14 protein-coding genes and 1 tRNA gene are annotated in these 12,885 nt (G+C 73.9%); 3 read left to right on the top strand and 12 right to left on the bottom strand.

Going from position 1 to position 12,885, the window contains the following annotated elements; all coding sequences use genetic code 11:
* Nucleotides 1-393 precede the first annotated feature (393 nt).
* Nucleotides 394-936 carry a GNAT family N-acetyltransferase gene (locus QWJ41_RS16970; protein ID WP_302709595.1) on the top strand — a complete coding sequence of 181 codons (543 nt, stop codon included), beginning with the start codon at nucleotides 394-396 and terminating at the stop codon, nucleotides 934-936.
* Here QWJ41_RS16970 and QWJ41_RS16965 read toward each other — a convergent pair.
* The 3 genes from QWJ41_RS16965 to QWJ41_RS16955 all read right to left on the bottom strand — a co-directional run bounded on the left by QWJ41_RS16965 (nucleotide 933) and on the right by QWJ41_RS16955 (nucleotide 4,067).
* Entirely contained in the window at nucleotides 933-2,132 is a 1,200-nt protein-coding gene (locus QWJ41_RS16965) for a lipid-transfer protein (protein ID WP_302709594.1), read from the bottom strand. The genes QWJ41_RS16970 and QWJ41_RS16965 overlap by 4 nt on opposite strands.
* Nucleotides 2,129-2,584, bottom strand: a complete 456-nt coding sequence (locus QWJ41_RS16960) for a Zn-ribbon domain-containing OB-fold protein (protein WP_302709593.1) — start codon at nucleotides 2,582-2,584, stop codon at nucleotides 2,129-2,131. Before QWJ41_RS16960 ends, QWJ41_RS16965 begins: the two co-directional genes overlap by 4 nt.
* Before the next feature lie 94 nt (nucleotides 2,585-2,678).
* Nucleotides 2,679-4,067: a cystathionine beta-synthase gene (locus QWJ41_RS16955; protein WP_302709592.1), complete on the bottom strand. Its 1,389-nt coding sequence runs from the start codon at nucleotides 4,065-4,067 to the stop codon at nucleotides 2,679-2,681.
* A gap of 114 nt (nucleotides 4,068-4,181) precedes the next feature.
* On the opposite strand from QWJ41_RS16955, the gene QWJ41_RS16950 reads away from it, so the two are divergent.
* Nucleotides 4,182-5,237 (top strand): SGNH/GDSL hydrolase family protein, encoded by a 1,056-nt coding sequence (locus QWJ41_RS16950; RefSeq protein WP_302709591.1) that lies wholly within the window; start codon nucleotides 4,182-4,184, stop codon nucleotides 5,235-5,237.
* A 79-nt stretch (nucleotides 5,238-5,316) separates the two neighbouring features.
* On the opposite strand, the gene QWJ41_RS16945 is transcribed toward QWJ41_RS16950, so the two are convergent.
* The 8 genes from QWJ41_RS16945 to QWJ41_RS16910 all read right to left on the bottom strand — a co-directional run bounded on the left by QWJ41_RS16945 (nucleotide 5,317) and on the right by QWJ41_RS16910 (nucleotide 11,190).
* Complete coding sequence (locus QWJ41_RS16945; protein ID WP_302709590.1) at nucleotides 5,317-6,180, bottom strand: Bax inhibitor-1/YccA family protein; 864 nt, start codon at nucleotides 6,178-6,180, stop codon at nucleotides 5,317-5,319.
* 151 nt (nucleotides 6,181-6,331) lie between these two features.
* Nucleotides 6,332-6,961: a class I SAM-dependent methyltransferase gene (locus QWJ41_RS16940; RefSeq protein WP_302709589.1), complete on the bottom strand. Its 630-nt coding sequence runs from the start codon at nucleotides 6,959-6,961 to the stop codon at nucleotides 6,332-6,334.
* Nucleotides 6,962-7,164: 203 nt separating this feature from the next.
* A tRNA-Leu gene (locus QWJ41_RS16935) sits at nucleotides 7,165-7,238 on the bottom strand.
* 15 nt (nucleotides 7,239-7,253) lie between these two features.
* A complete protein-coding gene (gene def / locus QWJ41_RS16930) occupies nucleotides 7,254-7,808 on the bottom strand; it encodes a peptide deformylase (protein ID WP_302709588.1) in 555 nt (184 codons plus the stop codon).
* Nucleotides 7,805-8,353 (bottom strand): glycine cleavage system transcriptional repressor, encoded by a 549-nt coding sequence (locus tag QWJ41_RS16925; protein ID WP_302709587.1) that lies wholly within the window; start codon nucleotides 8,351-8,353, stop codon nucleotides 7,805-7,807. Before QWJ41_RS16925 ends, def begins: the two co-directional genes overlap by 4 nt.
* Complete coding sequence (locus tag QWJ41_RS16920) at nucleotides 8,350-9,084, bottom strand: uracil-DNA glycosylase (RefSeq protein WP_302709586.1); 735 nt, start codon at nucleotides 9,082-9,084, stop codon at nucleotides 8,350-8,352. The genes QWJ41_RS16925 and QWJ41_RS16920 overlap by 4 nt, the downstream gene beginning before the upstream one ends.
* Before the next feature lies 1 nt (nucleotide 9,085).
* Nucleotides 9,086-9,706 (bottom strand): endonuclease, encoded by a 621-nt coding sequence (locus QWJ41_RS16915; protein ID WP_302709585.1) that lies wholly within the window; start codon nucleotides 9,704-9,706, stop codon nucleotides 9,086-9,088.
* A complete protein-coding gene (locus QWJ41_RS16910; RefSeq protein ID WP_302709584.1) occupies nucleotides 9,703-11,190 on the bottom strand; it encodes an FAD-dependent oxidoreductase in 1,488 nt (495 codons plus the stop codon). Before QWJ41_RS16910 ends, QWJ41_RS16915 begins: the two co-directional genes overlap by 4 nt.
* Nucleotides 11,191-11,358: 168 nt before the next feature.
* Between QWJ41_RS16910 and QWJ41_RS16905 the strand changes: the two genes are divergently transcribed.
* On the top strand, nucleotides 11,359-12,540 hold the full coding sequence (locus tag QWJ41_RS16905; protein ID WP_302709583.1) for a zinc-dependent alcohol dehydrogenase: 1,182 nt from the start codon (nucleotides 11,359-11,361) through the stop codon (nucleotides 12,538-12,540).
* Nucleotides 12,541-12,640: 100 nt separating this feature from the next.
* On the opposite strand, the gene QWJ41_RS16900 is transcribed toward QWJ41_RS16905, so the two are convergent.
* On the bottom strand, nucleotides 12,641-12,862 hold the full coding sequence (locus QWJ41_RS16900; protein ID WP_302709582.1) for a hypothetical protein: 222 nt from the start codon (nucleotides 12,860-12,862) through the stop codon (nucleotides 12,641-12,643).
* Nucleotides 12,863-12,885 lie beyond the last annotated feature (23 nt).

Below are 12,885 nucleotides of genomic sequence, written 5' to 3'. Positions count from 1 at the left end.
TCGACGGGGCATAACAAACTAATTCGTCGACTATGACACACTGTTGAGTTCTCAAGAATCAGACGCACACCGTCCCAGCACCTCTCGGCACCAGCGGCGGGGCAACCTGCAGAAACTTACCCGTCCGGGTGTACCGCGTCAACTCGAGGAGCTGCGCGATACTCGGCTGGCGAGCATCCGCCCCCAGGCACACCGACAGACCTGCCAGCGAGTCCTGCTGCTGGAAGTCTGAGGCGGTTGCCTCGGGTCCTGCTGCTGCTCCGGCCGGGCCTCTCGGCCGGCTGCCGGGGCAACGAGAAGAACATTAGGTCGGCTGTCCCGGAAGCGTCAATTCGAGGCGTTCCCACCCCCGGGGAGGCCGCCCGGCGGGGCTCGCGAGGGCAGGATGGCGCGGTGCTCCCCTCCCCCGTCGTGCGTCCCCGCGAGCGCTGCGACCTGCCCACGCTGGTGCGCTCGCTCGGCGAGCAGCAGCCCACGTCGTCGTACCCGATGCGCTGGCCGCTGCCCTTCCCGGTCGAGCAGTTCATCGAGCGCGACGGGCAGGAGCGCGCCTGGGTGGCGGTCCTCGACGGACGCGTCGTCGGGCACGTGGGCGTGGGCCGCCCGCGCGGCGACGTCGAGCGGGCCTTCCTCGACGCGCTCACCGTCGACGACACCGCCGGCCTCGGCATCGTCGAGGTGCTCTTCACCGACCTGTCCGTGCGGGGCACCGGGATCGGCGGCCTGCTGCTCGACACCGCGGTGGCCTGGCTGCACGAGCAGGGGCGCACCCCCGTGCTCGACGTGGTCACCGACCACGGCACCGCCATCGACGTCTACCGGCACCGCGGCTGGCGCCAGGTCGGCAGCATCCGGCCGCCGTGGCTGCCCGAGAGCGAGGCCGACCTGCTGCTGATGGTGCTGCCCTCCCCCACCGGGCTCGCCGGGCTCCTCTAACGGACCAGGACCACCGCGGAGCCGTGGCCGAAGAGGCCCTGGTTGGCGGTGATGCCGACCCGTGCCCCCTCGACCTGACGACCCTCGGCCTGCCCACGCAGCTGCCAGGTCAGCTCGCAGACCTGGGCGAGGGCCTGGGCGGGCACGGCCTCGCCGAAGCAGGCCAGGCCTCCCGACGGGTTGACGGGCATCCGCCCACCGATCGTGGTCTCCCCCGCCCTGAGCAGGGACTCGGCCTCGCCGCGCTTGCACAGGCCGAGGTCCTCGATCCAGTCGAGCTCGAGGGCAGTCGAGAGGTCGTAGACCTCGGCGACGTCGACGTCCTCGGGACCGATGCCGGCCTCCTCGTAGGCCGCGACGGCCAACGACTCCTTGAAGGTGTGCGCGGGCTCGTGCCCGCCGCTGGCGTCGGTGGAGAGCAGCGGCATGTCGAGGACGGTGTTCGGGAAGGTCGGCGTGACCGTGGAGACGGCGCTCATCCGCACCGCCTCGTCGAGGCCGTGCCGGCGGGCGTAGTCGTCGGAGACGAGCACCACGGCGGCGGCACCGTCGGAGGTCGCGCAGATGTCGAGCAGGTGCAGCGGGTCGCTGACCACCGCGCTGGCCAGCACGTCGGCGACGCTGACCTGCTTGCGGTAGCGGGCGTTCGGGTTGGCCAGTCCGTGCCGCGAGTTCTTCACCTTCACCTGCGCGAAGTCCTCGGGCGTCGCGCCGTAGAGGTCCATCCGCCGGCGCGCGTACATCGCGAAGTAGGCCGGGTTGGTCATGCCCACCAGCCGGAAGCGCAGCCAGTCGGGGTCGTCCCAGCGCTCACCGGCGTTAGGGGCCAGGAAGCCCTTGGGCGTGGTGTCGGCGCCGACCACCAGCGCCACCTCGCACAGCCCGGCGAGGATCCGGGCCCGCGCGGTGTCGAGGGCCTGGGCACCGGTGGCGCAGGCGGCGTACGACGTCGCGATCCGCGCACCGTTCCAGCCCAGCGCCTGGGCGAACGTGGAGCCGGCGACGTAGCCGGCGTAGCCGTTGCGCACGGTCTCGCCGCCGACCACCAGGTCGACGTCGGTCCACGGGACGCCCGCGTCGCCGAGCGCCTGGCGGGCGGCGTGCACGCCGTACTGCACGAAGCTGCGGCCCCACTTGCCCCACGGGTGCATGCCCACCCCGGCGACGGCGACGCCGCGCGGGTGCGCGGTGCTCACTGGTCGGCCTCCTCGCCCAGCTCGGTGACGTGGCCCGACCCCAGGGGCAGCCACTTCCACATCAGGGCGCCGCCCACGGCCTCGGGCTCGACGACCAGCTCGGCCTCGGCGCCCACGCGCAGGTCGGCGACGCCGAAGCCCCGGGCGACCTGGCCCAGCACGACGATGCCCTCGGGCAGCTCGACAGCGGCGAGCGCGAACGGCTCGAAGGGCTCGGGCGCGGGGTAGGGCGGCGGCGGCTGGTACTGCGCGTCGGTGTAGGACCACACCCGGCCGCGGCGCGAGAGCGGCACCCGCTCGAACTCCTCGCCCCCGCACGCGGGGTTGCGGCAGAACCCGGCCGCGGCGATCGTCGGCGGGAAGTAGACCGTGGTGCAGGTGGTGCACCGCTCGCCGGTGAGCGTGGGGTCGGGGCCGGTGGTGAACCACCCCTCGATGGCAGGTGCGGACATGCGCCCTCCAGAACTAGAACGTGTTCTCACACTAGCCTGGACGGCGGCTCCGCGGCCACCTCGGTCCCACCCAGCGGTCGGAGGGCGAGCGGCCTCAGGCGCGGGCCAGGAACGCCAGCAAGTCCTGGCGGGTCAGCACGCCCACGGGCTTGCCGTCCTCGTGCACCAGCACCGCGTCGGCGCTCTCCATCAGGCGCACCGCGTCGGTGGCCTCCTCGGCGGCGCCGATGGTCGGCAGCGGCGCCGACATGTGGTCCTCGACGCGGTCGGTCAGGTGGGCGTGGCCGGCGTACAGCGCGTCGAGCAGGGCCCGGTCGGAGACGGAGCCCGCGACCTCGGCGGCCACGATCGGTGGCTCGGCGCGCACGACCGGCATCTGCGAGACGCCGTACTCCTGCAGGATCGCAACGGCCTCGGCGATGGTCTCGTTGGGGTGGGTGTGCACCAGGTCGGGCAGCCGCCCGGACTTGCCGCGCAGCACCTCGCCGACGGTGCGCGAGACGTCGCCGCCGTCGGAGGTGGCGAAGCCGTACTGCGCCAGCCACTCGTCGTTGAAGATCTTGGTCAGGTAGCCGCGCCCGGAGTCGGGCAGCAGCACGACGACCACGGCGTCGGTGCGGCCCTGCTCGGCCAGCTCGTGGGCCAGCTGGCGAGCAGCCACCACGGCCATGCCGCAGGAGCCGCCGACCAGCAGCGCCTCCTCGCGGGCCAGGCGGCGCGTCATCGCGAAGGAGTCGGCGTCGGAGACCTCGATGACCCGGTCGGCCACTGAGCGGTCGTAGGTCTCGGGCCAGAAGTCCTCGCCCACGCCCTCGACGAGGTAGGGCCGCCCGTCGCCGCCGGAGTAGACCGACCCCGCCGGGTCGGCGCCGACGACCTGGATCTCCGGGTTCTGCTCCTTCAGGTAGCGCCCGACGCCCGAGATCGTGCCGCCGGTGCCCATCCCGGTCACGAAGTGGGTGATCCGGCCCTCGGTCTGCTCCCAGACCTCGGGGCCGGTGGTCTCGTAGTGGCTGCGCGGGTTGTGCTCGTTGGCGTACTGGTTGGGCTTCCAGGCGCCGGGCTGCGAGGCGAGCCGGTCGGAGACGTTGTAGTAGGAGTCGGGGTGCTCGGGGGCGACCGCGGTGGGGCAGACCACGACCTCGGCGCCGTAGGCCCGCAGCACGTTGCGCTTGTCCTCGCTGACCTTGTCGGGGCACACGAAGACGCACTTGTAGCCCTTCTGCTGGGCCACCATCGCCAGCCCGACGCCGGTGTTGCCGGAGGTCGGCTCGACGATCGTGCCGCCCGGCTGCAGCTCGCCGGAGGCCTCGGCGGCCTCGATCATCCGGGTCGCGATGCGGTCCTTCACCGACCCGCCGGGGTTGAGGTACTCCACCTTCGCCAGCACGACGGGGCCGTCGGCCAGCCCGTCGAGGGTGCGGCTCAGGCGCACCAGCGGGGTGTTGCCGATCAGGTCCAGGACGGAGTCGACGTACTGCATGTCCACAATCTAGGACGGCCGGGGGCGCCGCGACCAAACGTGACGACCCCCACGCGGCGGCCGGCGTCTCCGGGGTGGTCCGGACGGAGCCCCCGCGGTCACTACACTCGCCGTGTGGGGAAGGCAGCAGCAGCACGCAAGCTCGCGTCCGCCGCGGCCTACGGCGGCGGCGGGCTCTCCGTGCTGGGCGCAGGTCTCTACGGCGTCCTGACGGCCGAGGCCAAGCTGGCCCGCAAGACCATCGGGCCGATCCTCGAGGAGCCGCCGCCCGACCCGACCGGCTGGTACGGCCGCGGCCGGCCCGGCCCCGCGATCAAGGTGGCCCTGCTCGGCGACTCCAGTGCGGCCGGCTACGGCGTCGAGCGCGTCGAGCAGACCCCCGGGGCGCTGCTGGCCAGCGGCGTGGCCGAGCACGCCGACCGCCGCGTCTACCTGCGCGACTTCGCCGTGGTCGGCGCCAAGACCTCCGACCTCGACGAGCAGATCGACCGGGCCCTGCCGATCGAGCCCGACGTCGCGCTGATCCTGGTCGGCGCCAACGACGTCACCCACATCGTCCCGCCCGCCACCTCGATCCGGCACCTGCAGGAGGGCGTGCGCCGCCTGCACGAGGCCGGCGTCGCCGTGGTGGTCGGCACCTGCCCCGACCTGGGCACCCTCAAGCCGATCGCGCCGCCGCTGAAGCAGGTGGCCCGCTCGTGGTCGCGCCGCCTGGCCGCGGGCCAGACCATCGCGGTCATCGAGGAGGGCGGGCGCACCGTCTCGCTCGGCTCGGTGCTCGGCCCGGAGTTCGCCGCCGCGCCCGCACTGCTCTTCGGCCCCGACCAGTTCCACCCCTCCGCCACCGGCTACCGCTCGCTGGTCACCGTGCTGCTGCCCAGCGTGCTGGCCGCGCTCGGCGTGATCGAGGCCGACGAGGAGTCGCTGCAGTCCCTGCGCGGCGAGGGCGTCCTGCCGATCACCGACGCGGCCATCCAGGCCGTCAAGACCCCCGGCACCGAGCTCGACGGCACCCAGGTCGGCGGCGACCGCCGCGGGGTCCGCGGGCTGTGGGTCGAGCTGCGGCACCGCCGGCGCCGCCCCGCGACCGCCGGCGAGACCCCCGACGAGAACGACGACACCGCCGGCGGCGACGCGACCAGCGACCTGGCCGCGCAGGCCGACGCCTGACACGTCACCCGGCCGCACCGACGTACGACGAAGGCCCCCGGAGCAGTGCTCCGGGGGCCTTCGTGTGCTGCGGTGTGGATCAGTCGTTCTGCAGGATCGCGAGGATGCGCAGCAAGTTGGTGTAGATCCAGACCAGGCTGACGGTCAGCGCGAACGCCGCGCGCCAGGACTCCTGCTCGGGGATCCGGTTGGCCACGCCCTGCTCGACGAAGTCGAAGTCGAGGATGAGCATGAAGATGCCGAGCACCAGGCCGCCGACCGCGAAGACCAGGCCCAGGGGGCCGAAGCCCAGGAAGCCCATCGCGCTGCCGAACATGCCGAGGACGACCTCGAGCAGGCCCAGGGCCACCATGCCGAACATGGCCGCGACCACGAAGGTGCGGAACTTGTTGCCGACCTGGATGTTGAAGAACTTGTAGGCGGCCAGGGTGCCGGCGAAGGCGGCGAAGGTGCCGATGACCGCCTGCATCACGATCGAGCCGGAGCCCTGGGGCACGAAGGTCTGCTCGATGAACTTCGAGAACGCACCCATCGCCACGCCCTCGAGGGCCGCGAACGCCAGCACTAGGCCGGGGCTGACGACCTTCTTGAAGGAGTTGACCATCGACAGGGCGAAGGCGCCGAAGCTGCCGATCATCAGGGCCAGGTACAGCCCGCCGGCGGCCTCGGTGTTGTCGCGCAGGTCAGGGGTGAGGACCCAGGTCGCGAAAGCGGTGACGAGGACGATGCCCAGCGTGATCGAGGTCTTCTGGACCACCGAGTCGATGGTCATGGGGGCCGCGGGCGCCTGCGGGCCGGCGTGGCCGGTGTCACCGGGGGTGCCGGTGCCCCACGTCGAGGGGTCGGAGCCGTAGCCCCCGGCGTACGTCTGGTTGCCGTAGGCGTTCGCGCCGGAGCGGTTGAACTCCTCCGAGCGCGAGAACACCGGGTTGTTGCTCTTCATTGGTCTCTCCTTGGAGGCCGAGTGGTGGCCGCGTCGACGGCCGCTGTGGTGGATCCACTGTAGTGGTTCCACCAGTCCAACGCCGGGGTGGGCGCGGACGTTCCCGGATCGTGACGAGGTGGCTGTGAAGTCGCTGAGAAACCGGGTCGGGTCAGCGGCGTACGGCGTGCACGACGGTGTCGGTGACGGTGACCGGCTGACCGTCGAGGTCCTGGGTGCGGGTGGGGGTGTCGACGACCCGCAGCTCCCACGCGGCCTCGTCGAGCAGGTCGGTGACCCGGCCGGGCCCGAAGAGCAGGTCCTCGCCCTGCGGGCGGCGTACGCCGGTGTGCTGGTCGTCGGGGTGGTGCGCGACCACCAGCAGCGACCCACCGGGCGCGACGGCCGCGGCCAGGGCGGCGTACAGGTCGTCGAAGACCGGGCGCGGCACGTGCAGGAAGAAGACCGAGACCAGGTCGTAGGGCCCACCCGGGACCGGCTCCTCGACGAGGTCGGCGCGGCGCCAGTCGACGTCGAGGCCCTCCTCGGCGGCCCGGGCCGCCGCGCGGTCGAGCGCCACCTGCGACAGGTCGACCCCGGTGACCTTCCAGCCGCGCGCGGCCAGCCACAGCGCGTCGCCGCCCTCGCCGCAGCCCACGTCGAGGGCCGTGCCGGGCCGCAGGTCACCGGCCTGCTCGACCAGGCGGGGGTTGACCCGCCCGCTCCAGATCGCGCCCTTCTCGGCGTACCGCTCGTCCCAGGCGCGGGCGCTCCACGGGCTCTGCTCGTCGTGCTCGCTCATCCGCCCATCATGGCGTCCCGTCCAAGCCCTGCGGGTGGTGAGGGCGCCGAGGGAGGTGACGGCAGGGCCGGGGACATTTCTCGCGGTCGCAGCGGCACCGCGGTCGGCCCTGCCGGGGGCTGGAGCTCCCGACCACAGATGGGGGGCATGAGTGGCCGGTGCTCGGTTCCCTCCCCACCTAGAAGAGTACTCCCGTTTCGCGGTGCCCCCACTGGGACTCGAACCCAGACTGAGCCGCTTTTAAGGCGGTTTCCTCTGCCGATTGGGATACAGGGGCCACGAGCCTCGCGGCTCAGAGGTAAGTCTTGCGCGCGTAGATCGCGTGCGCACCGGCGGCCCGGTCGACGAAGAGCAGCCCCTGGCAGTGGTCGATCTCGTGCTGCAGGGCACGGGCCTCGAAGGCGCTGGTCTCGACCTCGACCTCCAGGCCGCTGCCGGGCAGCTGCCCGCGCACGGTCAACCGGGAGGCCCGCTTCACGTCACCGGTGAGGTCGGGGACGCTCATGCACCCCTCGCGCGCCTTCTCGTTGCGGCTCGAGGCGACGACCTCGGCGTTGCACAGCACGAACGTGCCGTGGTGGCCGCGGGTCTTGGGGTGCTCGGAGACGTCGACGCAGAACATCTGGGCGCTGACCCCGACCTGCGGGGCGGCCAGGCCCACGCAACCGGGGCTGACCCGCATCGTGGCGACGAGGTCGGCGGCCAGCTGCACGCTCTCGGTGCTGCACGGGTCGACCCGCTCCCCCACCGTCGAGAGCACCTGCGCCGGGGCGCGTACGACGTCGAGCACGCGCCCCTCGACGCCCAGGTCGTCCTCGCTCCAGGCCGCGACCGGGTGCTCGCTCACAGCTCGTCGGCCTCGGCCGCGCGCAGCGTGGCCCGCACCCCGAGCCCGGCGGCGGCCTCGTCGATGGCCTGCTCGAGGCCCTCGGCGTCGGCGTCGGCGGGCAGGTCGATCTCGGCGACCAGGAGGTAGAGGTCGCCGGACAGCCGGGTGGTCAGGTCGGTGATGTTGCCGCCCACCATGGCGACCCGTCCGACGATCGCCGAGACGATCCCGGCGCGGTCGCCGCCGTGCACGGTCAGCAGCCAGCTGGTGCCCCGACCCGCGGGGGCCGGCTCGGCGTGCGCGTCGTCGACGTCGCGCACGGTGACGGTCAGGGCGCCGTCGGCGGCCAGCGGGGCCAGCGCCTGCTCGACCTCCGCGCCGCCCACCGGGCCGGAGCACACGAGCGTCATCGCGAAGTGCCCTCTCAGCAGCGTCATCGTGGAGTCCTCGATGTTGAGGCCCAGCTCGGCGAGACGACCGGTGGTCTCGGCGATGATGCCGGGCCGGTCGTGGCCCAGGACGGTGACGGCGTGCAGGCTGGTGGGTGCGGGGTCGGTGCTCACCCGGTCATTCTCGCAAGAGCCGCGGCGCGACCGAGCACCTCGTCCGTCATCTGCTCGGTCAGGCGTCCCGTGACGGTGTTGTGGGGGCTGGGGTGGTAGCAGCCCAGCAGCGGCAGCGCACGCCCGTCGACGGGCAGGCGGACCTCGGCGCCGTGCCCGAAGCGCGGGCGCGGGCGAGGCACCTCGGCGCCCACCCGGGCCAGGGCCGTCAGGGCCGCGGCCCAGCCGAAGGCGCCCAGCGCCACCACCACCTCGACGCCGGGCAGCAGCAGCGCCAGCTCCTCGTCGAGCCACGGCGCGCAGGTGTCGCGCTCGAGGGGCGTGGGCTTGTTGTCGGGAGGCGCGCAGCGCACCGCGGAGACCAGCCGGGTGCCGCGCAGCGCCTGCCCGTCGCCGGCATGGGTGCTGGTCGGGATCGCGGCCAGCCCCACCCGGTGCAGGGCGGCGAAGAGCCAGTCGCCGGAGCGGTCACCGGTGAAGATCCGCCCCGTGCGGTTGGCGCCGTGCGCGGCGGGGGCCAGCCCGACGACGAGGATGCGCGGGTCGCTCGCGCCCCAGCCCGGCACCGGGCGACCCCAGTAGTCCTGGTCGGCGTACGCCGCCCGCTTCTCGCGCGCGACCTGCTCGCGCCACGCGACCAGGCGCGGGCAGGCCCGGCAGTCGACCAGCCGTTCCTCGAGCCGCCGCAGCGGCCCGGACGGCCCGGGCGGCCCAGGCAGGTCGGAGGTCACCTCAGCCGTCGGCGAGCGCCGAGCGCACCAGCGCCGCCGAGAGCCGCGCCACCTCGCCCGGGTCGCCGCCGACGGTGTCGGCCAGGGCGCCGGGGTCGGTGGGCAGGCCCAGCTCGCCGGCCCGCTCCAGGCCGCGGTCGTCGAAGAACGGCACCAGCTCGGGCCACACGGCCTGGGCCTCGCGGCAGAAGATCCGGGCACCGGTGGGGCCCAGCCGCGGGAACTCCTGCAGCGCCTCGACCAGCGCGTCGCGGTCGCCGTCGGCCTCGCGGCGCAGCCGGCGCAGGTCGCCGCCGTGGTGCTCCATCAGCAGGGCGGCCGCCTCCTCGAGCACCGTGGCGGTGCGCTCGTCGTAGCGGCGGTAGCCGCCGCGGCCCAGGGCGTCGACGCGCTGCTGCCAGGTGGCCGACCGCATCTTCTCGGGCGTGCGCCACCCGGCCCGGAACAGCTCGTGGGCGGTCTCGGCCGCCACGTCGGCCGAGATCGGCGCCGAGGACAGAGTGGCCAGCACCAAGAGGCAGTAGAGCGGCGAGGGCTTGTCGCGCAGCGTGATGCCGGCCTGGTCGGCGTAGGTGCGCCCGTGCTCGGCCAGCAGCTCCTCGAGCACCTGGTCGCGGCTCACGACGTCTCCCCCGCGTGCCGACCTCCCCGGCGCGGCAGCCGGGCCAGCGACCGGGTCGCGGGCCCCTCGAGCACCTCGCCGTCGGCGGAGAAGCGCGAGCCGTGCAGCGGGCAGTCGTAGGTCTGCTCGTGGTCATTCCAGCGCAGGGTCCCGCCGAAGTGGGTGCACACCGGCAGCGCCGCGCAGCCGCCCGCCTCGGTGGCCGCCTTCGACGGCGGGCGGCGTACGCCGCGTGCCAGCGAGCCGACCTCACCGGCGGCGACCCCGGCCTGCACGCCGAGGAAGGCCGGCAGGTCACGCAGCCGCGGCGCGCGGGTGTAGAGGTCGTCCGCCCACGGCACCGGGGCGCCGGTCTGCTCCCCCGCCAGCGCGAGGCCGGCGGCGACCCCGCTGGTCAGGCCCCACTTGCGGTAGCCCGTGGCGACGCTGACCCGCGAGGTCGGCGAGCCCAGGCCGCCGACCAGCGGCAGCCCGTCGAGGGAGACGTAGTCCTGGGCCGACCAGGCGGCCAGCTCGACCGCGTCGGGGAAGTGCTCGGCCGTCCAGGACCGCAGCCGGTCGACGCGGCTGGACTCGGTGGGGCCGCGGCCGGTCTCGTGGCCCTCGCCGCCGACGAGCAGCAGCCCGCTCCCGTCGACCTCGCCGCCGCGCCACGACCGACCCGGCGAACCGGCCGACAGCGCCATCACCTCGGGCGGGCTGGGGTGGCGGTAGGCCACCAGGTAGCTGCGCTCGGGCGTGAGCCGGGCGAAGTGCAGACGCCGGTCGACCACGGGCGTGCCGGTCGCCAGCACCACGTGCCGACCCCGCACGCCGAGGCCGTCCTCGCCCAGCACGTGCACCACGTCGCCGCGCTGGCGCAGCCGCTGGACCCGGCGCCCGGTCAGCAGCCGGCCACCGCCGGCGCGCACCTGGTCGAGCAGCGCGAGCACCAGCGCGACGGGGTCGATCTGCAGCTGGTCGGGCAGCACGGTGGCCGCGTGGGCCGGCACCGGCAGGTCGGGCGTGCCGCGCCAGCGCACGTCGAGGCCCAGGGAGGCGGCCGCCTCGTGCTCGTCGCGCACGGTCGGCACCTCGTCGGGTGCGGCGGCGTACGTCACGGCGTCGCGGCGCTGCACCGGCACCCCGTGCTCCTCGCAGAAGCCGGCCACCCAGTCGCGCGCGGCCACGCTGCTCTCGACGTAGGCCTCCAGCCGCCGACGCCCGCCGGAGCCGTGCTTGCTCGTGAGCGAGGACAGGGTCGTGCCCTGCAGCGCCGAGACCTTGCCGGTGGTGCGGCCGGTGGTGACCGCGCCGGGGTGGCGCGCCTCGACGACCAGCACCGAGCGGCCGGCCCGCACCAGCGCCAGGGCCGTGGTCAGGCCGGTGACGCCAGCGCCGACCACGACGGTGTCGAAGGTCTCGTCGGGCCCGGGCTGCCCCGGGTCGACCGGCTGGGCCGGGGGCCGGCCCCGGTGCTGCCACCACACGCTCTCGGCGCTCATCCGTGCTCCTCGTCCTGGTCGGGTGCGGACAGACCCAGCCTGCGGCTGCCTGCCCGGAGCGGGATCACCCGCAGGGATGTCGTGTCCGGCCGCCGCGACCACGCACGGTGGAGGGACGCCCCTCGAGGGACCCCCGACGATGCAGACACCACGCGAGAAGGAGAGCCGATGAAGGCAGTCACCTGGCAGGGACCGCGCAAGATGAGCGTCGAGGACGTGCCGGACCCGACCATCCAGGATCCGACCGACGCGGTCATCGAGGTCACCAGCACCGGCCTGTGCGGCTCCGACCTGCACCTCTACGAGCCGCTCGCGCCGTTCATGACGCCCGGCGACGTGGTGGGCCACGAGCCGATGGGCATCGTGCGCGAGGTCGGCCCCGGGGTCAGCCAGCTCAAGGTCGGCGACCGGGTCGTGGTGCCCTTCAACATCAGCTGCGGCAGCTGCTGGACCTGCGAGCGCGGCCTGCACTCGCAGTGCGAGACCACCCAGAACCGCGAGTCCGGCACCGGCGCGAGCCTCTTCGGCTACAGCAGCCTCTACGGCGCGGTCCCCGGCGGCCAGGCCGAGCTGCTGCGCGTGCCCTTCGCCGACTTCCTGCCGGTCAAGGTGCCCGAGGGCCCCTCCGACGACCGGTTCCTCTTCCTGTCCGACGTGCTGCCCACGGCCTGGCAGGGCGTCGACTACGCCGACTGCCCCGCCGACGGCACCCTGCTGATCATGGGCGCCGGACCGATCGGCGACATGGCCGCGCGGATCGCCATGCACCGCGGCATCCGCACCATCGTCGTCGACCGCGTGCCCGAGCGGCTGGCCCGGGTGCGCGAGCGCGGCGCGGAGACGATCGACCTCGACGCCGTCGACGACGTCGCCGAGGAGGTCCGCAGCCGCACCGGTGGGCGCGGCGCCGACGCGGTCATCGACGCGGTGGGCATGGAGGCGCACGGCAACCCGGTGGCCGAGAAGGCCATCAAGGCCGTCGGGCTGCTGCCCGACGCCGTGGCCAAGCCGCTGATGATGTCGGCCGGCTTCGACCGGCTCGCGGCGCTGCACGCCTCGCTCGACGCCGTGCGCCGCGGCGGCACCGTGTCGCTGCTCGGCGTGTACGGCGGCGCCGCCGACCCGATGCCGCTGATGCAGATGTTCGACAAGCAGCTGCAGCTGCGGATGGGCCAGGCCAACGTGCGCCGCTGGACCGACGACATCATGCCGCTGCTGGTCGACGACGCCGACCCGCTGGGCACCGAGCAGTTCGTCACGCACCGGCTGCCGCTGGCCGAGGCGCCCGAGGCCTACGCGAAGTTCCGCGACAAGCAGGACGAGATGATCAAGGTCGTCTTCACGCCCTGAGCGGCCTGCCCGGCCCTGTGCCGCCACACGACGAGAGCCGCCCGCCCCGGGACGTCCCGGGACGGGCGGCTCTCGTCGTGCTCGGTGCTCCTGGGTGACCTCAGGGGGTCGGCGGCATCGAGTTCTGCTGCTTCGCGGCCTCGGTGGCCTCGGCGGCCTTCTCCTTGACCGTGTCGGTCGCGCGCTGGGTGGCGTCCTGGACCCGCGGGTCGCGGCGCACGCGCGCAGCGCCCGCCTTGATCTGCTCGTAGCGCTCCTGCCCGGCCCGGGCGCCCAGCACGTAGCCGGCGCCGGCGGCGATCAGCATCGAGATCTTGCTCATGGGTCTGGTCCTCTCGTCGGTGA

Source organism: Nocardioides cremeus (genome assembly GCF_030518195.1).
In the GTDB taxonomy this organism is placed as follows: Bacteria; Actinomycetota; Actinomycetes; order Propionibacteriales; family Nocardioidaceae; genus Nocardioides; species Nocardioides cremeus.
This window is presented reverse-complemented; position numbering and strand designations above follow the sequence as displayed.